Source organism: Nocardioides pini, from assembly GCF_026712185.1.
GTDB classification, from domain to species: domain Bacteria; phylum Actinomycetota; class Actinomycetes; order Propionibacteriales; family Nocardioidaceae; genus Nocardioides; species Nocardioides pini.
The window spans coordinates 395,979-418,872 of record NZ_JAPPUX010000003.1; the positions used below are offsets into that span (position 1 = coordinate 395,979).

The following is a 22,894-nucleotide window of genomic DNA, read 5'->3' on the forward strand; positions in this document are numbered from 1 at the left end:
CCTCGACGCGTGCGCGTGGCGCGCCGCTACTCGTCGCCGGTGAGGGAGAACGAGCGCAGCCGGTCGCCGGCGAACCACGCCCCGACGACCGTCACCACGAGGCTGGCGACGATCGCGTAGCCCAGGTTGGCCGGGTCGGGCAGCGCGCTGGAGACCTCGTGCCCGATGCGCAGGCCCCACTGGCTGATGCTCAACCAGGCGATGCCGGTGAAGAGGTTGCCGAGCAGGCTCTCCCAGACCAGCACGAACATCAGCGACGCGATGACGGCGTGCCGGGTGACTGCGGAGATCGCGAGGAAGAGCGCGGAGTACGCCGTCCCGGCGACGACGGCGCCGACGAACAGCGCGGTCGCCCGGGTGCTGTCACCGGTGATGAGGGCGGCGACGAGGATCGGCAGCGCGCCGGCGACCAGGGTGGCGCCGAGCGCCACCAGCCACTTGCTGATCGCGATGCCGTAGCGGTTCACCGGCTTGGAGAGCAGGTAGACGATCGAGCCGTCGTCGACCTCGGGGCCGAGCACCGAGGACGCCGCGAGGATCGCCACCAGCGGGAGCACGAGCGGGTAGCCGAGGCCGGGCAGGACCTCGTAGGCGGCGTCGCCGTCGACGAGCGCGGTGACGAGCGCGACCAGCCCGATGAGCAGCACCGGGAAGGCGAGCAGGAGGAAGAAGCGGCGTCGGCCGAGCAGCGCCTGCAGGGCGAGCTTGGCGATCGTCGTGTTGATCATCGGGCCACCAGGTAGGCGAAGACGCTCTCCAGCGACTCGTCGCTGGGGGAGAGCTCGAACAGGGTCACGTCGTGCTGCCGGGCCAGCCCGGGGAGGTCCACCGCGAAGCTGCCGAGGTCGCCGACCTGGACGTCGAGGTGCTCGCCGCGCAGGCTGACGGCGCGCACCGACTCCTGCGCCATCAGCACCGAGGCGAGGGTGCGGTTGTCGCTCGACTGGACGGCGTACTGCACCGGCCGGTCGGTCATCAGCCGGCGGATCGCGCCGAAGTCGCCGGAGGCGGCGTGCCGGCCGGAGACCACGACCTCGATGTGCCGGGCGAGCCGCTCGACCTCCTCGAGGATGTGGGAGCTGAAGAGCACCGTGCGGCCCTCGTCGCCGAGGCGGTGCAGGAGGTCCATCAGGTGCATCCGCTGGCGCGGGTCGACACCGTTGAACGGCTCGTCGAGCAGCAGGACGGCCGGGTCGTGGACCAGCGCCGCCGCGATCTTGATGCGCTGCCGCATGCCCTTGGAGTAGGTGTCGAGGCGCCGGCCCGCCGGCTCGACCATGTCGACCACGCCGAGGATGCGCTCCGTGGCGGCTGCGGCGTCGGGCAGGCGGTGCAGGTCGGCGTTGGCGCGGACGAACTGGCGCCCGGTGAGGTAGCCGAAGCTCAGCTCGCGCTCGGGGACCAGGCCGATCTGCCGGTAGGTCTCGGTGTTGCGCCAGACGGGCCGGCCGTCGAGCGTCACGTGCCCGGCGGACGGGGCGAGGAAGCCCGACATCATCGCCATCAGCGTGGTCTTGCCCGCGCCGTTGGGGCCGAGCAGGCCCGTCACGCCGGGGCCGATGGTCAGCGACACGTCGTTGACGGCGACCACGTTGCCGAACCAGCGCGACGCGGAGTCGAGGACGAGGGTGCTCATCGCGACCCCACCTTCCGGAAGCGGGCGACCAGGCCCAGCAGGCAGGCGGCGACGAGCAGCACCGCCACGATGGCGTACGCCGGCACCCAGGCGCCGTCGACCGGCACCGGGGTGTCGACGCCGGCGTCCCAGGCGTTGGCCAGCCCGTTGACCAGCGACCACGGCGACAGCAGCCCGACACCGATCGAGACCGACTCGCTGTCGCCCTCGTAGTAGGCGATGTTCTGCAGCACCGTGACGATGCCGGTCAGGACGATGAGCGCCATCACCGAGCCGACGACCGCGAAGCCGCGGCGCAGGGACACCGACGAGATCAGCCCGCTGACGCCGGCGACCAGCATCGCGAGCAGCACCTGCAGCGCCACCGCCTTGAGGGCCGCCGTCGTCTGGTCGCTCTTGTCGAGCCCCGACAGCATCGCGCCCGCGAACAGCACGACGGTCGGGATCGCGGTGAAGAGGAAGACCGCGACGGTGAGCGACGACCAGCGGACGAGCGCGAGGACCGGCGCGGGGAGCGGCCGGGCGAGGTAGAGCACGATCGAGCGGTGGCGCAGGTCGCGCGAGAACAGCACCGGTGCCTGCGAGGCTGCGAAGAGGCTGACGAGCAGCTGCGTCCGGTTGGTGTAGTCGGCGTAGGACAGCGGCAGCTCGCCGAGACCGGTGAGCACCACGACGCCGACGACGATCGTGGCCGGCAGCAGCGACATCGCGAGCAGCACGAACGGCATCACCTTGGACTTGCCCGACCGGCCCAGGCCGTACGCGTGGCGCAGGCCGGTGGTGAAGAGCGTGCGGGCGATCGCCGGGGTGCCCTCGCGGACGCCGTCGAAGTGGCGGTAGCCGAGGTCGTGGATGACGCCGGGGCGACCGGCGTGGGGGGAGAGCTCAGACACGGGTGCCTCCTTCGAGGAAGACGTCCTCGAGGTGGCGCCGGTCGGGCTGGAGCCGCATCAGGCCCAGGCCGAGGTCGGCGGCGACGTCGCGGATGAGGTCGTGGACCGCCCCGCCCTCGGCGAGCTCGGGTGGCGGCGGGTCGATCGCGACCATCGCGCCGCGGGGCCGGCAGGTGAGCCCGCGCTGGGCCAGCGCCTCGCCGAGACGGTCCCGCTCGGACTCGGTGCCGACCACCTCGACCAGCAGGCGGCCGGTCTGCTGGAGGAAGTCGCCGGTGGCGCTGCTGCGCAGCAGGTGGCCGCCGTCGAGGACGATGACGTGGTCGCTGACCTGCTCGAGCTCGCCGAGCAGGTGGGAGGTGACGAGGACGGCGATGCCGAAGTCGCTGCCGATCCGCTCGACCAGGCGGAGCATGTCGGTGCGGGCGGCCGGGTCGAGGCCGTTGGTCGGCTCGTCGAGGAAGACCAGCCGCGGGTCGTGGGCGAGCGCCTGGGCGAGCTTGGCGCGCTGCTTCATGCCGGTGGAGTAGCCCCCCATCGGCCGGTAGCGCTCCTCGTCGAGCCCGACGTGGCGCAGCACGTCGGCGGCACGCTCGCGGGCCGCCGACGCCCCGAGGCCCGACATCCGCGCCATGTGGACGACGAAGTCGCTGGCGCTGACGTCGGGCGGCAGGCAGTCGTGCTCGGGCATGTAGCCGACGAGCCGCCGGATCTCCTGGCTCTCGTGCTCGATGTCGTGGCCGAGCACGCGGGCGTGCCCGCCCGTGGGCTCGAGCAGGCCGAGCAGGATCTTGATCAGCGTCGACTTGCCGGCGCCGTTCGCGCCGACCAGGCCCGTCACGCCCTCGCCGACGTCGACCGTGAGGTCGGTCAGCGCGTGGACCGTCCCGTAGTGCTTGGTGAGGCCGGCGGTCGAGATGACCGGCGGCTGCCCCATCAGTTCCCCCGTCACGACCGCCACGCTAGCGGGGGTGGCCGCCCCCGGGCATCAGGGATGGCCCGGATCCGTGTGGAGGTGTCGTGAAGATCGACGCTCCGGCCGGCTGCGTCATGCGAAGGCGTACGCATGGGTGCGGGTCGGTATGACGCTCGGGCCCGTCCCCTCTGAGACCGAGGCGGGCCCTAGGCTTGGGCGCACATTCCCCGGTTGGTCTGCCGGTAGGGCCCGCCTGACTTTGAATCAGGACTAGCGACGTAGGTTCGACTCCTACCCGGGGAGCCCGGTCCGTCGTCGGTCACCGCCCGTGGGCGGCCCGGCTACCGTCGAGGCATGCCCGTCTCCGAGGTCGTCGGCGTCTACGACGCGGACGGCGGCCTGCTCGGCGAGGCGGCGTACGTCTGGGGCAAGGTGCGCGGCACCCGGCACTGCGGGTTGTGCGACATCACCCACGCGACCGTGCGGCGCAAGCGCGAGTGGGACGAGATGGTGGCCACGCTGCCGGTCCCGGTGCGGCTGCTGCACCTGAACGAGCTCGACGACGGCCTGCGAGCGGCGGTCGCGGCGACGGGTGCGCCGGTGGTGCTGGCGCGCGACGCGGGCGCGTGGCACCAGGTCGTCGGCGCGCGCGAGCTCGACGCCATGGAGGGGTCGGTCCGGGCCCTCGAGGCCGCGGTGCGCCTCCACCTGGACGAGGACCGTCCGGCGTGACGACGTGGGCGCCGACCCTCGCCTGGTGCGCGCTCGTCGTGGCGTTCGCCGCCCTGGCGAACGCCTGGAACGGCCACGACCCCGGCTGGTACGCCGGGCTCCGCCGCCCGTCCTTCCAGCCACCCGACGTCGTGTTCGCGGTGATGTGGCCCCTGAACTTCGGGCTGCTGCTCCTCGTCGGCCTGACCGTCGTCCGCACGGCGCCTCGCGCAGAGGCGTGGACCGCCACCGGCGTGCTGGCCCTGTCCGTCGCCCTGGCGCTCGGCTGGGCGTGGACGTTCTACGTCCCCCACGCGCTGGTGGCGGCGGCTGCGTGCCTGGCGGGGGCGACGGTCCTGACCTGGCTCCTGGTCGCAGTCGTGGCGGGGGTCGAGGCCTGGGGCGGCCTCGCCCTCGTGCCCTACGCGGGGTGGCTCACGGTCGCGACCGCGCTGTCGGTCTCCTACGCCCGCCACGGCTGAGGGTCCACCGGCTCCACCCTGCGGCCGGGGCGGCTGCTCCTACATCTCGAACACGAGGCGTGCGGGCACCTCGCCGGCGAGCACCTCGTCGAAGCAGGCGTTGACGTCCTCGAGGCGGCGGCCCTCGGTGACGACGCGGGTGAGGCCGCGGGCGTGGAGGTCGAAGCAGTCGGCCAGGTCGTTGCGGGTGCCGACGAGGGAGCCGATCACCGAGATGCCCTTGAGGACGGTCTCGAAGACCGGGAGCTCGAGCCGGTTGTCGGCCGGGAGCCCGACGAGCACCAGGCGTCCGTTGGGGTTGAGGGCCGCGTGCGCGGCGCGCATCGCGGCCGGCGAGGGCACCGTCACGAGGGCGACGTCGACGCCGCCGAGCGCCTCGAGCTCGGCCTGCTGGTCCCCGCGGGCGTCGACCACCTGGTCGGCGCCGAGGTCCTTGGCCAGCTGCAGCTTCTCGTCGTGCACGTCGACCGCGACCGTGCGCGAGCCGAAGACGCGGGCGTACTGCAGGCCCAGGTGGCCGAGGCCCCCGATGCCGACGACCATCGCGGTCTCGCCCGGCTGCGGCGCCGCGACCTTGAGCCCCTTGTACGTCGTCACGCCCGCGCAGGTCAGGGGCGAGGCGTCGCGGGAGGTCACCGCGTCGGGCACGGGCACGACGTGGCTGGCGTACGCCACGGCGTACTCGGCGTAGCTGCCGTCCATCGTGTAGCCCATGTAGGCCGGGCTGGTGCAGTAGGTCTCCCAGCCGGCGACGCAGGAGCGGCAGTGGCCGCAGGCGTGCCCGAGCCACGGGAGCGCGACGCGCTGCCCGAGCGTGACGGGGAGGTCGCCCTCGCCGAGCGCCTCGACGGTCCCGACACCCTCGTGGCCCGGGATGAGCTGGTCCTTGGGCTTGACCGGCCACTCGCCGCGCGCGGCGTGGATGTCGGTGTGGCACAAACCGCAGGTCTCGATCCTGACGAGCACCTGGCCGGGGCCGGGCTCGGGGACCGGTACGTCGCGGATCTCCAGGGGCGCTCCGAGCGCGGGGACCACTGCTGCCTTCATCGTTCTCTCCTCGATGCGTTGCGGACGGGTACGGCGATGAGCAGGGCGCCGGCGAGCAGGGTCAGGCCGGCGAGGACGAGGAGGACTGCGACCACGGCGTTGATGACGGGGAGCTCGGCGCCCGTGGAGACGTCGGCCGCGACGCCGGCGGTGCCGTCCTCCCGCATCAGCACGACGGTCCAGTCGCCGTCCTCGAGGTCCCAGGTGAGGGTGGCGTCGGTGCCGGTCGCCCGCGTCACCCAGAACGTCTGGTCGGTGGGCGCCGTGGCGGGCGCCCCGCCGTCGGTGGTCTCCAGGACGGCGTCGCCGGCGCGGTAGTCGGTCAGGGTGTCGCGCGAGACGTCGCCGAGGTAGCCCTCGACGTCCGACGTCGCGGCGACGCCGACGAAGAGCGGCGCGCTGCCCTCGGCCCGGGCGTGGACCCGGACCTCGCCGAGCCACATCCCCGGCACCCAGGAGGGTGCCCCCTCGGTGTCGATCTCTGCGTCCTCCGACGTGATGGCGAAGGTCTCGCTGTCGAGCGTCGTCGAGGGCGTCATCAAGAACCCGTCGTCACGCTGGGTCGCGCCGACGAACGCCAGGGTGCCCCCTGCTCCCGCGAAGCCCAGGCCGACGAGCACGAGCAGCGATCCGATCACCGCGGTCACGACGCGGCCGGCCGTCCAGCCGCCGCGGCCGCCCGGCTCGTACGGCGGGGGCGGGGCGGGAGGTGGCGGCGGTGCCGAGGTGGTGCCGGAGCTCGGGGCCACCGGCGGGAGCACGGCGGCGTGGGGCTCGTGCCCGCCCATGTCGAGCCGGAACGGCGGGTACTGGTCGGTCATCAGCGAGACGTAGCCGGCGACGCGCAGCACCCACCGGTTGAGCCCCAGGACCAGGTCGAAGACCTGCTGCGGGTAGCGGCCGGTGAAGAGCAGCACGACCGCGGCGACCAGGACCAGCACGCCGATCAGCCCGATGCTCGCCCAGGACTCGTCGTCCGCGCTGCCCACGCCGTACGCCACCCCGCCGACGAAGAGCCCGACGATCAGGTAGTGGGGGATGGCCAGCAGCCACCACTTGACCAGCACCAGTCCGCGCGAGAGCCGGTCGGGCCGGTCGACGGAGAGGTGGGCGGGGTAGTCGGGCACCTCCGCAAGCGTGAAGGGCGGGTAGCGGTCGGTCCCGAGCGCGCCGCACGCGTAGTAGGACACGCGCCAGCTCCAGCGCATCACGCCGACGTTGAAGTCGAAGATCGCACGGGGGTAGCGGCCGGTGAACAGGATCGCGAAGAACGCGACCACGCTCAGCACGGCGAAGGCCACCCACAGGAAGGCGAGCACCACGTAGTGGGGGACGGCGAGCACCCACTTCACGAGCCACAGGCCCCGGCTGAGGTCGGGGTCGAGGTCGGCGTCGACGTGGACGGGGTAGGGACCGGGCGCGGTCGAGGTGGTCATGACGAGTCCTTCCTCCTCCGGCGGCCCCGCGGCCGGTGCGTGACGCGGCCACGGGGCCGCTTCCTCCCTTCGATCGTCTCGCCGGCGGCCGGGGGCGGGGAGGGCCGAACGGCACGTGTTCGCCGGGTATGCCCGGGACCAAGGACCCTGTTGGGCCGCACACGGGGGAGTGAGACTCGAACCCCCGGACCCAGGAGGCCCCCTCGTGATGACCAGTGCGCCCGCCCGCCAGCCCCACGCCGTACGCGTGGTGGTCGAGGACGTCCCCGAGCTCGACGACCTCGTCGAGGAGGCGGCGCGCCGCGCCTTGGCGTCCGACCGGGTGCTCGAGCTCGTCGAGGGCGCCGTGCCCGAGTGCGACCACGCCGCCCGCGCGCGGCTGATCCGCTGCATGGACGAGGCGCTGGGCGTGGCCCGGCGCACCGCCCCCGGTGTCCCCATTCGGGTGGGCTGTGCCATCGAGCTGCCCCGCCCACGCCACGCGCTGTGAGCGGCGTCGCTGAGGTCAGCGTCCGGCCGGTGCCCCTGCACCGGCTGGAGCCGCTGTTGACGGCCGAGCGGGTCGAGCGGCTCCGGGCGACCGTGGACGCGGCGCGAGGGCTGCTCGACCGACGCACCGTCTGGAACGTCAACTCGACCGCGCGCGGCGGCGGCGTCGCGGAGATGCTGCACACCCTCGTCGCCTACGCGGCGGGCGCGGGGGTCGACACCCGCTGGCTGGTGGTCGACGGTGACCCGGAGTTCTTCGCCGTCACCAAGCGGATCCACAACCGCCTGCACGGGGTACGCGGGGACGACGGCAGGCTCGACGCCGGGGCGCGGGCGACGTACGACGCCACGCTGGCGCGCCAGCGCGACGAGGTGGTCGACCGTGTGCGGCCCGGCGACGTGGTCCTGCTCCACGACCCGCAGGTCGCCGGGCTCGCCTGCCACCTGCGGGACCGGGGCGCCGTCGTCGTGTGGCGCTGCCACGTCGGACAGGACGACCACAACGAGTGGACCCGCGAGGCGTGGGGCTTCCTGCGGGAGCTGGTCGAGCCGGCGCAGGCCTGCGTCTTCTCGCGGGAGGCGTTCGCCCCCGACTGGGTCGACCGCCGGTGGCTGCGCGTCATCCCGCCCTCGCTGGACCCGTTCAGCCCCAAGAACGCGGACCTCCGCGCCGACGAGGTCGAGGCGCTCGTCCGCCGCGACGGCCTGGTCGTCGAGGGGGCACCGCTGCCCACGGACGGCCGGGTCGTGCTGCAGGTCAGCCGGTGGGACCGCCTCAAGGACATGGGCGGGGTGCTGGCTGCCTTCGGCGAGCACGTCCGGCTCCTCCCGGACGACGTCCACCTCGTGCTGGCGGGCCCCCAGACCGACGGCGTCGCCGACGACCCCGGCGCCGCCGAGGTGCTGGCGGACTGCCGCGACCTGTGGCATGCGCTGCCCCCGCGGGCCCGCGACCGCAGCCACCTCGTGTCGGTGCCGATGGACGACCTCGACGACAACGCGCGGGTCGTCAACGCGCTGCAGCGCTGGTCGACAGTGGTGGTCCAGAAGAGCCTCGCCGAGGGTTTCGGCCTCACCGTGACCGAGCCGATGTGGAAGGGCAGGCCGGTGGTGGCCTCGGCGGTGGGCGGGATCCGCGACCAGGTCGAGGACGGCGTGAGCGGCGTCCTCCTCGACGACCCGCGCGACGGCGCCGCGCTGGTGGCGGCGCTAGCACCCCTGCTGGAGGACGCCGACCGGCGCCGGGAGATGGGACGCGCCGCGCACCTGCGGGTGCGCGACCACTACCTCGCCGACCGGCACCTCATCCAGTACGCCGAGCTCTTCGCGCAGCTCGTGGGCGAGGGCTGAGCACTCCCGGCCGAGTTCGAGCAGGGCTAATGTGGACGTCGTGCTGCCGTGCCCGAGGAACGCGTTCAGGCGCCACGGCCGGAAGGTGGATTCGTATGGGACCAGCTGCCCGTCGATCACTCGCATCTCTGTGGATCGCGACGATGATTGCCGCCGGAGCGAGTGTGGCACCTGCTTCGACCAGCGCCGAACCGGTCGCAGGTGACCGCGTGTTCGCCGTGGCCGACCAGGCAAGGAGTGTCACATCCGGGTCGGCTCGTGAGACGCAGCGCCTGCCGTGGCCCTCCGCCGCGAACACGGGTGTCCCGCGAGGAGTGAAATTGAAGCCGTTCAAGGGGCCCTGCACCGTCACGCGTGACAACACCAGGATCGTTGGCAAGCTCGTCAACTGCAATCTGAGCATCCAGGCGTCCGGGGTGCGAATCATCAACTCGAAGATCAATGGCACGGTGTGGAACGACCCGGACACCCCGGGCTACTCCTTCACCATTCGTCGCTCGAACGTCGACGCGGGCGAGCAGGTGTGGTCCGGCGTCGGGTCAAGGAACTTCACCGCGCGGCGCATCGAGGTCGTCGGGGGAACCAGATCGATGATGTGCTGGTTCGCCTGCAAGATCGTCAACAGCTATGTCCACGGACAGCTGAAGGATGAGGCTGGTCGTGAGCACGAGTCGGGCATTCGCATGGGGTCACAGGCCACGCTGATCCACAACACCATCACGTGCGACGCCCCTCCCGTGCCCCCAGACGCGGGTTGTTCCGCCGGACTCACGGGCTACGGCGACTTCGCCGTGGTGGAGGACAACCTGATCCAGAACAACCTCTTCCTCTGGTCGACTGGCGGAACGTGCGCCTACGGAGGCTCGACCAGAGGCAAGCCCTACTCGGCGGGCGTCAACAACATCCGGTTCCTCGACAACGTCTTCGAGCGTGGCCCGACGGGAAACTGCGGAATCTGGGCGGCGACAATGGACTTCGATTCCGATGCCCCGGGGAATCTGTGGACCGGCAACCATTGGCGTCACAGCCATAAGAAGGTGCGGCCGTGGGAGGTGTGAGTCCCCGCCGTGCCGGCCCACTGTTCGTCCAGTTGGGGACCTCGCGGCGATCAGACGCTGTCGCCGAGCAGGTCGTCGTAGAGGTCGAGCATCTTCTTCACCCGGTGATCCCAGAGATGCGTGTCCTCCACCAGCTGCCTCCCAGCCGCCCCCATGCGGAGCCGTAGTTGGCGGTCCGTGCTCAACAGTCGCAGCGCTGCGGCGCAGTCACGGGCGAGCTGGTCAGGGTTGTTCGCAGCAAGTGTGATCGCGCAATCCTCGTTGACGTTGGCGCCGGGGCCGCCTCGCTCGCACACGATCACCGGCAGACCTGAAGCCATTGCTTCGAGAGCAACATTCCCGCCGGGCTCGCGGTAGCTCGGGAACACGAAGATGTCGGCGGCATCGTAGAACGCGTCGACCTCCCTCCGCGGCAAGGATCCATGGAAGACGACGACTCCGTCGAGCGCGAGCTCGCGGACGAGCGCTTCGCAGGCCGCACGATCGTTGCCGTCGCCGATGACGTCCAGCCTCACATCCAGGTCTCGCAGAAGGCTCAAGCTCCGGATCACGTCTCGAAGCCCTTTGGTCCGGATGACCCGTCCGACCCACAACAGCCTCGTCGCGCCCGTACGCCCCGATCGGTCCACCAGGGGGGGCAGTCGCCGCACTGCCGTCTCGCTCATCGTCTCGAGCCGCTGCAGGTGAAGGTCTGCAAGCAGCTGGTTCACGTAGGGTGCGATTCCTACGACGCAGTCTGCTTGTTCGTAGGTCCTTCGCAGGAGTGGGTCGCGCTTGAACCGCCATTGATCCAGTGAGCGAAGTCGTTGGTACCACGGCGTCGCGCCCTCTTCGAGGGTGAACGCGGGCGGTGAGTCCAGGCCTCCGCCCACTGGTCCGATGACCATCGGCACCCCTACCCCCGAGGCGGGACTGGGGTAACGCATCGCGACCGGAACGACCTGATGAGCGATGTCGAAGTGCGTGCCCTTGGCGAGCTCGGCTTTGATCCACCTCCGAGCTCGAACGTAGAAGAGCGGGTATCCGGGTTGCAGCAGGCTGTTGAAGCGTTCGAAGCGGCCCACGCCTCGTGGTTCCGGCCACTCGACGACCCGTACTCCCGACAACTGTTCAGACGGCGGGATGTGATCGCGCTTGTGACTCGTCAGGAGGGTGACGCGGGCATGCTTCGACAGCAGGTCCGCCCACTGGTGGGCAAGCCAGGACTCGCCGACGTCCTGGCCGTCGCAGACGGGCGCGATCAGCAACACCTCTCGCATCAGTCGTTCACGTCCTGTCATCTGGGTAGCAGGTGGTGTGAAGCGCCGAGCACCTCGGGGCGGCGGCCGGGCCGCAGGAGTGCGTGGAGTGTGGGCCAGGAGCGCCTGTGGCCCGTGAGTGCTCGTCTGAGCTCGTTGGCCACAGTCGCGGAGAAGTACACCCACGCCAGAGGGGTTCCTGCGCGCCGGTGGTAGATCCGGACCCTGTTGATGATCTTCATCGTGTGCGTCATCGCGCTCTCGCCGGACCCTCCGCCCACGTGCATTCCGCCGGCATCAGGGGTGTAGACGGTCGTCCAGCCCAGGTCCCTGGCGCGCAGACTGAAGTCCGTCTCCTCGGAGTAGAGGAAGTAGGTTTCGTCAAGGCCACCCACGGTTCGGTAGCAGCGCGCGTCGATGAGGAGGATCGCTCCCACCGCCCAGTCCACGACGTGCACGGTGTCGTAGGCCGAGGAATCCTCGATACGTTCGGTGAAGACCGGCAAGCCGGTGAAGCTGAGGCCGCCGACGCGACCGAGAGTTGGTGCTCGACGCAGCGTGGGGGAGAGTCGCCCGTCTGCTTCTCTGACTCGCGGTGCCACGATCCCGGCTCCGTGCCCGCGCAGGACGTCGAGCATGGCCGGGACCGAACCCGCGTCCAACGTGGCGTCCGGATTGAGTATCAGGTAGGCAGACGCGTCCGCGGATCGGGCAATGCCGAGATTGACGCCAGCCGCATAGCCGCGATTCGTGGACTCGACGAGGACGCAGTCCGTCCGTTGTGAGACGAGGGAACGCGTGCCGTCACGCGAGCCGTTGTCGACAACCACGACCGAGTACGGCGTCGCACCCATCGCCGCCGGGATGCTGTCGAGCAGCTGCGCCACGTGTTCTTCGCTGTTGTAGGTGACGACCACGACTGCGACGCCCACGGACACAGCGGCACTATATCCATCTGCCGAGCCCGTGTTGTCCTTACGGATCAACAGCTCTGACGGACGCTCCCCCGACATGCGGCTGCGTCTCGTTTCCCTGCCCTAGTCGACGAACAGTCCCAGCCAGTCCGAGCAACAGGAAGAGCACGCCCATAGTCTGCGGGAAGGCGAAGGCGTCGAACAGCGCGAGACTGATGAAGCCGACGACGACACTGGCAGTCAGCGCAAGGGAGAGGTCTCTGATGGCGGGATCATTCGTCCGCCTCCTCGTGCGGAGCAATGCGCGGACTGCCACCACGCCGACGCCGAGGAAGGCCACGCTGCCCAGCAGTCCGATCGTGACGAGCAGCAGCAAGTACTGGTTGTCGAAGACGCGATACTTCGGTAGGAAGGTTCCGAGACCGCGGCCCAGCACGGGCGACCGGTCGATGAATTGCGAGGCCAGGTCGAAGCTGCCGGTGCGGGACGACACGCTGGAGTCCTCGGACGCACCCGAGAACAGCTTGACGATCGAGTTCAGCAGGTTCGGTGTCACGACCAGCATGGCGACCACGCCAAGCCCGGCGGCACCCGCCACCCACCACCGGCGGCGCGGTTCCCAGCCGATCATGCAGATGAGCGTCCCCACCGTTACCCCGATGTACGCAGACCGTGACGAGGTCAACGGCACGAGAACACCCATGGCGACGAGCGGGAACCACCGCGTGGCCATACGTGCTGTAGAGAAGAACGCCACGTGAAGGGCGACGGGGAACAACATGGCGATGACGACGCCGAACTCGATCGGATGCACGGCGGTACCGGACGGGCGTGGGAATCCACCGCGGTCGAAATTCCCTGCGGCCTGCGTCAGCGTGAGGCCGGGTATCGCAACACGGTCCACCCACACCTCTCGTGTGAAGGCCTGGAGCAGCCCGAGGACAGCGAGCGCTCCACCAGCGAGCGCGAGGCGCTTCAAGAGCCTGTCGAGCTCCTCGCGCGTGTCGAGGGCGTCGTGGGCGATGAGGAACGTGCCTGCCCAGGAAATGAGCGCCAAGACGGCGACATCCGCCGGGCTCACCTCATCTGGACTTATGGGGTGGCTCATCGCCCAGGCGTACGTCGCGCCCACGCAGAGGAAGAACACGAGCACTGCTCGTCGAATGGGTTGATAGCTCGACGGCGTGGACCGTTCGGCGGCCGCCCGGGAGATCGTCCACAGCAGGAAGCTTCCGAGGCCGAAGACCATCGCGAGAGAACCAGCGCTGCCCAGCGGCCCGACGATCTGCGTGGAAGGGACAGCGAGCAGGAGCACCAGGTACGTGGTGAGCCAGGGGACGGGTCTCATGCAGCTGGACAGAGACGCGCAGCGTTAACGTCCGCGGCCACGGTTCTTTCCCTTTCGCGGACGACGGCTGATGTTCCCGGTGTCGTGGGCTCGTGCTCCGTGCTCCGGGCGAGCCTCTGCAGAGTCGCTCGTGCGGATCATCGCCAGATCGCGTCGCCCAGGCGCGCCTGAGGGCGGTGGCGGATCAGTCGGGGAGACGTCTCCATGCTTTGGGACGGGCGACGCCTCTTCCCCCGTGGGGTCGGGAGCGGGTCCCCCGGCGTCGTCAGGCGCGTCCCGTGCGTGCTGGGGCGCGCCTTCGGCCGGGTCAGGTTGCCGCGAGACTGAGTCCTCGTTTGCGTCCTCGTGCTCGCGTCGCGTTGCTCGACGCTGTTGGCTACGTCCATCGATCGCGCTCGCAGCGAACAGCGTCGCGACAAGACCCGCTATCAAGCCCGCGATGGCGAGGCGTACGGTGCCGCCACGTTGTTCGGTGGCTGAACGATCCTGCGCCAGCACCATGGACCTGATCGTTGCGTTGGCCGGAGCTTCGACCTCAGCCTGGAGTCGCTCGAGTGTTGCTCGCGACTCCTGCATGAGGTACGGCAGGGCCTCGAGTGTCGCGCCATCCGTCGGCCCAGTGACGTCCAAGGCGATGACCGGGCCTCGCGTCGACTCCTCGATGGACACGGCGTAGTCGATGTCCGGGAATTCCTTGCCGACTGCTTCTCTGGTGGATGTGCTCGTCAATGACGAGACGACGACTCGTGCGGGCAGGTCCAGGCCGCTGAGGTCGAGGAAGGGGTTGCCGTTCGGGCCGACGGTCGACTGTGACGGGAGAAGCAGCACGAGGGCCCTCGCAGCGTAGTGGGGAGGGCTGGCCAAGGTGCCGGCATACGCCAGCCCGAGCGAGACCATCAGGCCGGCTAGGAGGACGTACCAGCGGCGGCGCGCGACGCCAATCAGCGCTGGCTTGTCCATGGTGTGCACGTCCCCGTGAGTCGGCCGTCGATAGGCTCCGCTTGGTACGCTCGGCCGAGGCATAAGCCTATCAACCGACTTCAACCGCGTTCCGACGTTTGAGGACGTTCGTTCGATGACAGTAACCGACCTGCTGGTCGCGGCATGGCGACAACGCATCGTGGTCTGCATCGGCATCGTGCTCACTGCTGTTGCGGGCCTCCTGGCCATTCAGGACAGGTCGGTGTTCTGGACGCGTGCGGAGGTCGTCTTCCTTCCGCCCCAAAACGAGTACTACCCGAATGCGCTCCGGTCCTCGTCCGAGTCTGTGATCATCACCGCGGGGGCCGTCGCCAAGCGCGTGCTGGGTCCTGATCGGGTGCCGAAGTACGCGTCCCCGGAGGTGAATCTTGTCGGTGTCGGCGTCCGCGAGGGGTGGTCGATCAGCCTTCCGGACACCGGCGGTCAGTGGTCGTACAGCTTCGACAGCCAGGTTCTGGCGATCGAAGCTGTCGGGCCCTCCCGGGAGTTCGTGCTCGAAACCGTCGCCGAGGTACGTCATCGTGTGTCGAACAGCTTGAGGGCCGTGCAAGTTGCGGAGAGCGTGCCCCCGGAGACCAGGATCTCCCTCAGGGCGTCACCCGGTCAACCGGTCGTCTATGGCGTCGGAGGCAATCGGCCGCGTGCGCTGGGGATGACCGCGGTGCTCGGAGGAATACTGACCTTGTGCGCCGCGCTGGCACGTGACAAACGGCAAGCTCGACGGAAGCGAACGGTGGGCTCCGTGCCCGCCGACCCGGCGTCCCCCTGAGCAGCCCGATGGCGCGGTGACAGACTGCGCCCATGGACAACCTCACCGTCATCGTCCTCGCCGCCGGCGGCGGCACCCGCATGAAGTCGAAGACCATGAAGGTGCTGCACCCGGTCGGCGGGCGCTCCATGATCGGCCACGTGCTCCACGCCGTGCAGGCCGTCGAGCCGACCCGCGTGGTCGCGGTCGTCGGCCACCAGCGCGAGCAGGTGGGGCCGCACATCACCGAGCTGATGCCGTCCGCGGTGCTCGCGGTCCAGGAGACGCAGGAGGGCACCGGGCACGCCGTACGCGTCGCGATGGAGGCGTCCGGCACGACGACCGGCACCGTCATCGTCGCGGCCGGCGACACGCCGCTGCTGGAGGGGGAGTCGCTGCGCGCGTTCGCCGAGGAGCACCACGCCGCGCAGCGGGCGGTGAGCATCCTCAGCGGGCGGCTGGCCGACCCCTTCGGCTACGGCCGGATCGTGCGCAACCACGAGGGCGACGTCGAGGCGATCGTCGAGGAGAAGGACGCCACGCCCGAGCAGCGCGAGATCGACGAGATCAGCTCCGGGATCCTGGCCTTCGACGCGGAGTTCCTCGTCTCCGCGCTGGCCCGCATCACCAACGACAACGCCAAGGGCGAGTACTACCTCACCGACGCCGTCGGCCTGGCGCGCGAGGACGGCCTGACCGTCGGCGCCCACCTCATCGACGACGTCGCGCAGACCGCGGGCGCCAACGACCGGGCCCAGCTCGCCGAGCTCGGCCGCGAGCTCAACCGCCGCGTCGTCACCCGCTGGATGAAGGACGGCGTGACGGTCATGGACCCGGCGACCACGTGGATCGAGGCCGACGTGGTCCTCGAGCCCGACGTGACGATCCTGCCCGGCACGCAGCTGCTCGGCGCGACCGTCGTGCGCGAGGACGCGGTGGTCGGGCCCGACACGACGCTCAAGGACTGCGAGGTCGGCGTCGGCGCGCGCGTCGTACGCACGCACGGCGAGCTCGCCGTGATCGGCGACGAGGCGTCGGTCGGGCCCTTCGCCTACCTCCGGCCCGGCACCCACCTCGGCGTGAAGGGCAAGATCGGCACGTTCGTCGAGACCAAGAACTCGACCATCGGCGACGGCGCCAAGGTCCCGCACCTCTCCTACGTCGGTGACGCCGAGATCGGCGAGGGCACCAACATCGGGGCCGGCACGATCTTCGCCAACTACGACGGGGTGGCCAAGCACCGCACGGTCGTGGGCCGCCACGCCAAGACCGGCTCCAACAACACCTTCGTCGCCCCGGTGGAGATCGGCGACGGCGCGGGGACCGCGGGCGGCACCGTCGTACGCCGCGACGTGCCGGCCGGGGCGCTGGCGGTCAGCAGTGCTCCGCAGCGCAACCTCGAGGGCTGGTCGGAGTCCAGGCGGGCCGGCACGGCGCAGGCCGAGGCCGCGCGAACGGCGCGTGAACAGCAGGGGACGCCCGGGGAGTGACCCCGGGGTTGGTGGTGGCCGGGATGTGGGTCAGACTTCTGTCCAGCACCTCCGAACGAGCCTTCCCCCGAGGCTGACCAGGACAGCGAGGAGTCGCGTCGCGTGACCGGAATGAAGCGGACCACCGAGAAGAACCTGATGGTCTTCAGCGGAAGGGCCTACCCCGACCTCGCCGGCGAGGTCGCCGATCTCCTCGGATCGGGCCTGGTCCCGCAGGACGCGCGGGCCTTCGCCAACGGCGAGCTCTACGTCCGCTACGAGGAGTCGGTCCGCGGGTGCGACGCCTTCGTGATCCAGAGCCACACCGCTCCGATCAACGAGTGGATCATGGAGCACCTGATCATGGTCGACGCGCTCAAGCGGGCGTCGGCCAAGCGGATCACCGTGGTCATGCCGTTCTACGGCTACGCCCGCCAGGACAAGAAGCACCGTGGACGCGAGCCGATCTCGGCCCGCCTGGTCGCCGACCTCTTCAAGACCGCCGGCGCCGACCGGCTGATCACCGTCGACCTGCACGCCGACCAGATCCAGGGCTTCTTTGACGGTCCCGTCGACCACCTGATGGCGCTACCGATCCTCACGGACTACGTCAAGCAGAAGTACGGCGACCAGCAGCTCGCCGTCGTCTCGCCGGACGCCGGCCGGATCAAGGTCGCCGAGCGCTGGTCGGCCCGCCTCGGCGGCGTACCCCTCGCCTTCATCCACAAGACCCGCCGCGTCGACGTCGCCAACGAGGTCGTCGCCAACCGGGTCGTCGGTGAGGTGAAGGGCAAGATCTGCATCCTGACCGACGACATGATCGACACCGGCGGCACGATCGTGAAGGCCGCGGAGGCCTGCGTCGCCGACGGTGCCGCCGGCGTGATCATCGCCGCGACCCACCCGATCCTGTCCGACCCCGCCGTCGACCGGCTGAAGAACTCCTCCGCCGTGGAGGTCGTGGTCACCAACACGCTCCCCGTGCCGCCGGAGAAGCAGTTCGACAAGCTCACCACCCTCTCCATCGCACCGCTCATCGCCCGGGCGATCCGCGAGGTGTTCGAGGACGGCTCGGTGACCTCCATGTTCGACGGCCACGCCTAGGCGTAGTGCCCGAAGCAAGCCCCTGTCGAAGTCCCCGCCTGAGCGGGGACTCCGACTCGTGTAGGGGGTTGTACCGGGCACCAGGTGACGGACTCCCCGCCCGAGCGGGGACTCCGACGCCCGGGAAGTGAGGACTACAGCGTCCGGTCGAGGTCGTCGAGGGAGTCGTTCCACGAGCGGGCGAGGACGGTGGGCACGTCGCCCTCGAGGGCGGTCGCGACCGCGGTGCGCAGCTCGCGGCGCGCGTCGAGCGGGAGCGGGAGCACCGGGAAGGCGTCGCCGATCACGTCGCCCATCGCCTGGCCGGAGCGCTGGGCCAGGGCGAGGCCGTCGGTGACGTAGCGCGAGAGGTAGGGGCGGACGAGGTCCGCCTGGCCCCAGCCCCAGAACCCGGACCCGACGGCGTCGAACTCGTGGCTGCCCAGCTCGCCGCCCATCAGCTGCGCCCAGGCGGCGGCCTTGGCCTCCGGCGTGGGTACGGCGGCGCGGGCGGCGAGCGCGGCGTGGTGGCCGGAGACCGACTTGTCGCGCTGCTCCTCGCGGGCGATCCAGGAGTCGTCGCCGAGCTCGGCGAGCCGGTGGACGGCCGCCCAGCGGACGGTCTGGTCGACGTCGTCGCGGCCGAGCCACTCGAGGAGGAAGTCGCGGTCGGCGCTGATCCGGGCGAGCACGCGCGACGCGCCGGCGGCGAGGGCCGGGTCACCACCGTCGACGGCACCGCGGGCGATGTCGGCGACGACCGCGAGGTGCTCGGCCGCCTCGGCGGGCTCGGCGTAGCGCCGGGTGATCGACTGGAGCGCGCGCATGACGCCCTCGAAGACCAGCGGGTGGGTCTCCGGCCGCAGGTGGGTGTCGGCCATGGCGATGAAGTCGGCGACCGGGACGACCTGCGACTCGCAGAGGTCGACCGCGGTCCACCACAGCATCGCGCGGGTGAGCTGGGACTCGACCGACGACAGTCCGCCGGTGATCGCGGCCCACGACTGCTCGTCGGGGCGGACCACCGCGAAGGTCTCGTCGCCGGAGTTGGGCACCACGACCCTGCCGGCGAGGTCGTCGAGGCGCAGCGGCTCGTCGCCGAGGAGCACGTCGCGGGAGTCCACGAGCCGCATCGCGTCGTCGTACGCCGACACGGTGATGCGGTGCGAGCGCGAGCCCTCGCGGGTGAGCACGGGCACCCCGTCGTCGCCGCGGGTGACCCGCAGGGTGTCGAAGCCGGTCGCGCGGAGCCACGCCTCGGCCCAGCCCCGCACGTCCTTGTCGGTGGCGGAGTCGAGGGAGTCGAGGAACGCCGCGAGGTCGGCGTTGCCGAACGCGTGTGTGGTCAGGTGCTTGTTGACCCCGGCGAGGAAGTCCTCCTCGCCGAGCCAGTGGCCGAGCTGGGCGAGCGCCGCGTTGCCCTTGGCGTAGGTGATCATGTCGAAGTTCGCGAAGGCGGTGTCGACGTCGACGATCTTCTCGGTGTCCTCGGCGATCGGGTGCGTCGAGCGGCGCCGGTCTGCGCGGTAGCCGGCGGGCTTGCGGGTGATCGCGGCCGACGTCCAGGCGTCGGTGTAGCCCGCCGCCACGCCCGCCACGTCGTAGCCCATGAAGTCGGCGAACGACTCGTTGAGCCACGAGTCCTCCCACCACTTCATGGTCACCAGGTCGCCGAACCACATGTGCGCCATCTCGTGGGCGATCGTCGAGGCCAGCCACTCGCGCTCCAGCTCGGTGGGCGTGCCCTGGGTGAGCGCCTGGTCGCGGAAGACCACGCACCCGGGGAACTCCATCGCACCCCAGTTGAGGCCGGGCGCGAAGACCTGCTGGTAGTCGGCGTAGGGGTAGTCCGGCTCGAAGACGGTCGTGTAGTGCTGGAAGCAGGCGCTGGTGATGCGCTTGAGCTCCTCGGCGTCGCGCTGCAGCTCGCGGCCCTGCGACGCCCGCGCGTGCCAGCCGAACGGCAGCGTGCCGCCGGGCGCCGGGGCGTACGGCTCGTCCCAGGTCACCGACACCCACGGGCCGCCGACGAGGGTGAACAGGTACGACGAGAACGGCGGGGTGGTGCCGAAGGTCCAGGTGTCCGCGGCGTCGTCGCCCTCGTCCGACGTGCGCCCCCCGAGCGGGCCGTTGCCGAGCACCGTCCAGTGCGACGGCGCGGTGACCGTCAGGGTGAACGTCGACTTGATGTCGGGCTGGTCGAAGCAGGGGACGACCTTCTGCGCGATGTCCATCGAGGTGTGCGCGCAGACGTAGCGCTCACCGTCGGCCGGGTCGACCGTCACGGTCATGCCGTCGCCGTCGGTGACGTACGGCATCCGGGCCGTGACCCGGACCGAGTTCGACTCGGCGAGGTCGGTCAGCGCGATCCGCCCGTCGGCGTACGGCGCCGGCGCGCCGTCGAGGGTCACGTCGGTGCCGCCGTTGAGCTCGAGGAACGTCGACGCCCCGGGCCGGGTGCAGCCGAAGGAGATCGTCGCCTCGACGCCGAAGTCCTCGGTCGAGGTCAGGTCGAGGTGGAGCTCGGTGTGGACGTCGGTCAGCAGGACGGCGCGCTCGCGCGCCTCGGGGAGCATCAGGGGCACCGGGACACCCTAGACAGCGGTCCGTGACCGGCGCCTGCGACTTGTCGTGCCGCGACGGCCCCGCCGTGATTCGACCTCGCGCCCGACCCCGGTCTAGGCTTGGGAAGTTGCCTCGGCGAGGGAGCCTGCACGAACAGGACTCCGTGATCGACTGGGCCGGCCCGCACCGCTGCGCCGCGCCCCCGATCCGGAGCGCGGCGTTCGTCGTCTCCGGCCCGAGGCCCCCCGAACCCCGCACCGACCTACGGAGAACACGATGTCTGCCCCCGAGAAGATCACCGCCGAGCCCCGCACCGAGTTCGGCAAGGGCGCCGCCCGCCGGATCCGTCGCGAGGACAAGATCCCCGCCGTCATCTACGGCCACGGCAACGACCCGGTCCACGTCATCCTGCCCGGCCACCAGACGATGATGGCGCTCAAGCACGGCGGCGCCAACGCGCTCCTCGCGCTCGACGTCGACGGCTCCGAGCAGCTCGCGCTGACCAAGGACGTGCAGATCGACCCGATCCGCCGCGTCATCGAGCACCTCGACTTCGTCGCCGTCCGTCGTGGCGAGAAGGTCACCGTCGACGTCCCGGTCCACGTCGTGGGCGACGCCGCTCCCGAGACCCTCGTCGTCAACGAGAACACGGTCGTCTCCGTCGAGGCCGAGGCCACCCACATCCCCGAGTTCTTCGAGGTCTCCGTCGAGGGCGCCGCAGCCGGCACCCAGATCCTGGCCAAGGACCTCGACCTCCCGTCCGGCACGACCCTGCTCGCCGACGAGGAGCTGCTCATCGTCAACGTGACCGAGCAGATCTCCGCCGAGGCCCTCGAGGCCGAGCTGGAGGAGGCCGAGGCCGAGGCCGGCATCGAGCACGACGCCCCCGAGGGCGAGACCGAGGCGCCCGCGGGCGACGAGGCCGCTGCCGAGGACGCCGCCGAGGGCACCGACTCCGAGTGACCCCCTGAGCGGGCACTTCCTCGCGCTGGATCACACCGACCGGGCACTTCCTCGCGCTGCAGCGCGACGAAGTGCCCGGTCGGCGCATCTCAGCGCGACGAAGTGCCCGGTGGGCGATGGAAGGATGACGACGTGACGACGGACCAGACCGGCGGGTCGAGCGACGTGTGGCTGGTCGTCGGGCTCGGCAACCCCGGTCCGGCGTACGCCGGGCACCGGCACAACATCGGCTACCTGGTCACCGACGAGCTCGCGTCCCGCATGGGATCGCCGTTCCGGTCCCACAAGTCGGGTCGCGCCGACGTCGTCGAGGGCCGGCTGTCGCTCGGCGGGCCGCGCGTGGTGCTGGCCCGCGGCCGCGGCTACATGAACGAGTCCGGCGGCCCGGTGAAGGCGCTCGCGACGTTCTACAAGGTCGACCCGGCCCACATCATCGCCGTCCACGACGAGCTCGACATCGCCTTCGGCACGCTGCGCGTCAAGCTCGGAGGCGGCGACAACGGCCACAACGGGCTGAAGTCCATGCGGTCCTCGCTGGGCACCGGCGACTTCTACCGCGTCCGCGCCGGCATCGGCCGGCCGCCCGGGCGCCAGGACGTCGCCGACTTCGTGCTGTCCAACTACTCGACCGTCGAGCGCAAGGAGCTGCCGTTCCAGGTCTCCGACGCCGCCGACGCCGTCGAGTCGCTCATCACCGACGGCCTCGAGAAGACCCAGCAGCGCTTCAACTCCTAGCCGCCCCGGCCGGGCCCGTCCCCCGTTTGGGGCATGAGGGCGCGCGCGCCAGCGCCTAGCGTCGGCACGGACGGACGGGGGACCTCGATGGCTCGAGCCGGCTCATCCGGTGGGCGCCGGCGCCCGCGGCCGCGCCGTGTGCTGGCGGTCGCCGCGCTGCTCGGCGTGCTCGGGCTCGGGGTCGCCGTGCTGCTCGACCTCAGCCTGACCAGCCGGATGGGCCGCATCGACGGCGCCTTCGACGGCCTCGGCGACCGGCCGCCGGCTCAGCCCGGCGAGACGATCCTGATGGTCGGCACGCGACCGGGCGGCGAGGCGGACGTGACCTGGCTGCCCGGCGAGCAGTCCGTCGAGGCGGTCATGGTCGTCGAGGTCACTCCCGACGGGCGCAGCGCGCGGGTGGAGTCCGTGCCCGTCCCGTACGACGAGCGGGCGGAGCTGGGCGGGCAACCGGCCAGCGCTGCCGTGGCGGCGGTGGAGTCGACGCTGGGGCGTCGCGTCGACCACCTGATGGCGATCGACTGGCAGACGTTCGCCGACCTCGCCGCCGACAACGGCGTGGACGCCACCTACCGCTACGGCTCCACCCCCGTCGCCCAGCACGACTACCTGCGCCTCGTCCTCGAGGGCACCCTCCACGCCGAGCTGCGCAAGCAGCCCCTCGCGCTCTACCGCGCGCTGCGCACCACCGCGTCCGGCGTCGCGGTCGACGACACGTGGTCGGTGCTCGAGCTCGACCTCCTGGTGCTCCACCTGCGCGACCTCCGCTCGGCCGACATCACCTTCACCGCAGCCCGGTAGGGCTCCCCAAAATGGGCGAAAGCCCCCGTGA

General features: G+C 70.9%; 22 protein-coding genes and 1 tRNA gene. 12 read left to right on the forward strand and 11 right to left on the reverse strand.

Annotated features, from left to right (window positions below; all coding sequences use genetic code 11):
- Window positions 1–26: 26 nt before the first annotated feature.
- The 4 genes from NYO98_RS11660 to NYO98_RS11675 are packed head-to-tail and all read right to left on the reverse strand — an operon-like array spanning window position 27 to window position 3,481.
- Window positions 27–728 carry an ABC transporter permease gene (locus NYO98_RS11660; RefSeq protein ID WP_268111871.1) on the reverse strand — a complete coding sequence of 234 codons (702 nt, stop codon included), beginning with the start codon at window positions 726–728 and terminating at the stop codon, window positions 27–29.
- Window positions 725–1,636: an ABC transporter ATP-binding protein gene (locus NYO98_RS11665; RefSeq protein WP_268111872.1), complete on the reverse strand. Its 912-nt coding sequence runs from the start codon at window positions 1,634–1,636 to the stop codon at window positions 725–727. Before NYO98_RS11665 ends, NYO98_RS11660 begins: the two co-directional genes overlap by 4 nt.
- Window positions 1,633–2,529, reverse strand: coding sequence for an ABC transporter permease (locus tag NYO98_RS11670; RefSeq protein WP_268111873.1), 897 nt, complete (start codon window positions 2,527–2,529; stop codon window positions 1,633–1,635). The genes NYO98_RS11665 and NYO98_RS11670 overlap by 4 nt, the downstream gene beginning before the upstream one ends.
- On the reverse strand, window positions 2,522–3,481 hold the full coding sequence (locus NYO98_RS11675; protein WP_268111874.1) for an ABC transporter ATP-binding protein: 960 nt from the start codon (window positions 3,479–3,481) through the stop codon (window positions 2,522–2,524). The genes NYO98_RS11670 and NYO98_RS11675 overlap by 8 nt, the downstream gene beginning before the upstream one ends.
- Window positions 3,482–3,669: 188 nt before the next feature.
- Here NYO98_RS11675 and NYO98_RS11680 point away from each other — a divergent pair.
- From NYO98_RS11680 to NYO98_RS11690, 3 genes are all read left to right on the forward strand, one after another.
- Window positions 3,670–3,748 (forward strand) — tRNA-Gln (locus NYO98_RS11680).
- A 51-nt stretch (window positions 3,749–3,799) separates the two neighbouring features.
- Window positions 3,800–4,177, forward strand: a complete 378-nt coding sequence (locus NYO98_RS11685; RefSeq protein ID WP_268111876.1) for a hypothetical protein — start codon at window positions 3,800–3,802, stop codon at window positions 4,175–4,177.
- Window positions 4,174–4,638: a tryptophan-rich sensory protein gene (locus NYO98_RS11690; protein ID WP_268111877.1), complete on the forward strand. Its 465-nt coding sequence runs from the start codon at window positions 4,174–4,176 to the stop codon at window positions 4,636–4,638. Before NYO98_RS11685 ends, NYO98_RS11690 begins: the two co-directional genes overlap by 4 nt.
- 39 nt (window positions 4,639–4,677) lie before the next feature.
- On the opposite strand, the gene NYO98_RS11695 is transcribed toward NYO98_RS11690, so the two are convergent.
- Both NYO98_RS11695 and NYO98_RS11700 read right to left on the reverse strand, forming a co-directional pair.
- The gene (locus tag NYO98_RS11695) at window positions 4,678–5,685 is read right to left on the reverse strand and encodes a zinc-dependent alcohol dehydrogenase (RefSeq protein ID WP_268111879.1); all 1,008 of its coding nucleotides are present in this window, start codon (window positions 5,683–5,685) and stop codon (window positions 4,678–4,680) included.
- A complete protein-coding gene (locus NYO98_RS11700) occupies window positions 5,682–7,121 on the reverse strand; it encodes a DUF4389 domain-containing protein (RefSeq protein WP_268111881.1) in 1,440 nt (479 codons plus the stop codon). The genes NYO98_RS11695 and NYO98_RS11700 overlap by 4 nt, the downstream gene beginning before the upstream one ends.
- A gap of 208 nt (window positions 7,122–7,329) precedes the next feature.
- Here NYO98_RS11700 and NYO98_RS11705 point away from each other — a divergent pair, with 208 nt between their 5' ends.
- The 3 genes from NYO98_RS11705 (at window position 7,330) to NYO98_RS11715 (ending at window position 10,018) form a co-directional block, all read left to right on the forward strand.
- The gene (locus NYO98_RS11705) at window positions 7,330–7,611 is read left to right on the forward strand and encodes a hypothetical protein (protein ID WP_268111883.1); all 282 of its coding nucleotides are present in this window, start codon (window positions 7,330–7,332) and stop codon (window positions 7,609–7,611) included.
- Between the two features lie 29 nt (window positions 7,612–7,640).
- On the forward strand, window positions 7,641–8,960 hold the full coding sequence (locus NYO98_RS11710) for a glycosyltransferase (protein ID WP_268111885.1): 1,320 nt from the start codon (window positions 7,641–7,643) through the stop codon (window positions 8,958–8,960).
- Between the two features lie 143 nt (window positions 8,961–9,103).
- The gene (locus NYO98_RS11715) at window positions 9,104–10,018 is read left to right on the forward strand and encodes a hypothetical protein (protein WP_268111887.1); all 915 of its coding nucleotides are present in this window, start codon (window positions 9,104–9,106) and stop codon (window positions 10,016–10,018) included.
- 50 nt (window positions 10,019–10,068) lie between these two features.
- Here the strand turns inward: NYO98_RS11715 and NYO98_RS11720 are convergent, their stop codons facing one another.
- The 4 genes from NYO98_RS11720 to NYO98_RS11735 are packed head-to-tail and all read right to left on the reverse strand — an operon-like array spanning window position 10,069 to window position 14,478.
- Window positions 10,069–11,268: a glycosyltransferase family 4 protein gene (locus NYO98_RS11720; protein WP_268111888.1), complete on the reverse strand. Its 1,200-nt coding sequence runs from the start codon at window positions 11,266–11,268 to the stop codon at window positions 10,069–10,071.
- Window positions 11,269–11,294: 26 nt separating this feature from the next.
- Window positions 11,295–12,188: a glycosyltransferase family 2 protein gene (locus NYO98_RS11725; protein ID WP_268111890.1), complete on the reverse strand. Its 894-nt coding sequence runs from the start codon at window positions 12,186–12,188 to the stop codon at window positions 11,295–11,297.
- 43 nt (window positions 12,189–12,231) lie between these two features.
- Window positions 12,232–13,485: an O-antigen ligase family protein gene (locus NYO98_RS11730; RefSeq protein WP_268111892.1), complete on the reverse strand. Its 1,254-nt coding sequence runs from the start codon at window positions 13,483–13,485 to the stop codon at window positions 12,232–12,234.
- Window positions 13,486–13,542: 57 nt separating this feature from the next.
- Window positions 13,543–14,478, reverse strand: coding sequence for a hypothetical protein (locus NYO98_RS11735; RefSeq protein WP_268111894.1), 936 nt, complete (start codon window positions 14,476–14,478; stop codon window positions 13,543–13,545).
- A gap of 115 nt (window positions 14,479–14,593) precedes the next feature.
- Between NYO98_RS11735 and NYO98_RS11740 the strand changes: the two genes are divergently transcribed.
- From NYO98_RS11740 to NYO98_RS11750, 3 genes are all read left to right on the forward strand, one after another.
- On the forward strand, window positions 14,594–15,268 hold the full coding sequence (locus NYO98_RS11740) for a hypothetical protein (RefSeq protein WP_268111895.1): 675 nt from the start codon (window positions 14,594–14,596) through the stop codon (window positions 15,266–15,268).
- Window positions 15,269–15,300: 32 nt separating this feature from the next.
- Entirely contained in the window at window positions 15,301–16,737 is a 1,437-nt protein-coding gene (glmU, locus tag NYO98_RS11745) for a bifunctional UDP-N-acetylglucosamine diphosphorylase/glucosamine-1-phosphate N-acetyltransferase GlmU (RefSeq protein WP_268111897.1), read from the forward strand.
- Between the two features lie 111 nt (window positions 16,738–16,848).
- Complete coding sequence (locus NYO98_RS11750) at window positions 16,849–17,820, forward strand: ribose-phosphate diphosphokinase (RefSeq protein ID WP_268111899.1); 972 nt, start codon at window positions 16,849–16,851, stop codon at window positions 17,818–17,820.
- 134 nt (window positions 17,821–17,954) lie between these two features.
- On the opposite strand, the gene pepN is transcribed toward NYO98_RS11750, so the two are convergent.
- Window positions 17,955–20,375 (reverse strand): aminopeptidase N, encoded by a 2,421-nt coding sequence (gene pepN, locus NYO98_RS11755; protein WP_268112217.1) that lies wholly within the window; start codon window positions 20,373–20,375, stop codon window positions 17,955–17,957.
- 265 nt (window positions 20,376–20,640) lie between these two features.
- On the opposite strand from pepN, the gene NYO98_RS11760 reads away from it, so the two are divergent.
- The 3 genes from NYO98_RS11760 to NYO98_RS11770 all read left to right on the forward strand — a co-directional run bounded on the left by NYO98_RS11760 (window position 20,641) and on the right by NYO98_RS11770 (window position 22,863).
- On the forward strand, window positions 20,641–21,327 hold the full coding sequence (locus NYO98_RS11760; RefSeq protein ID WP_268111901.1) for a 50S ribosomal protein L25/general stress protein Ctc: 687 nt from the start codon (window positions 20,641–20,643) through the stop codon (window positions 21,325–21,327).
- 132 nt (window positions 21,328–21,459) lie between these two features.
- Window positions 21,460–22,062 (forward strand): aminoacyl-tRNA hydrolase, encoded by a 603-nt coding sequence (gene pth / locus NYO98_RS11765; RefSeq protein WP_268111902.1) that lies wholly within the window; start codon window positions 21,460–21,462, stop codon window positions 22,060–22,062.
- An 87-nt stretch (window positions 22,063–22,149) separates the two neighbouring features.
- A complete protein-coding gene (locus tag NYO98_RS11770) occupies window positions 22,150–22,863 on the forward strand; it encodes a hypothetical protein (RefSeq protein WP_268111904.1) in 714 nt (237 codons plus the stop codon).
- Window positions 22,864–22,894: the final 31 nt, after the last annotated feature.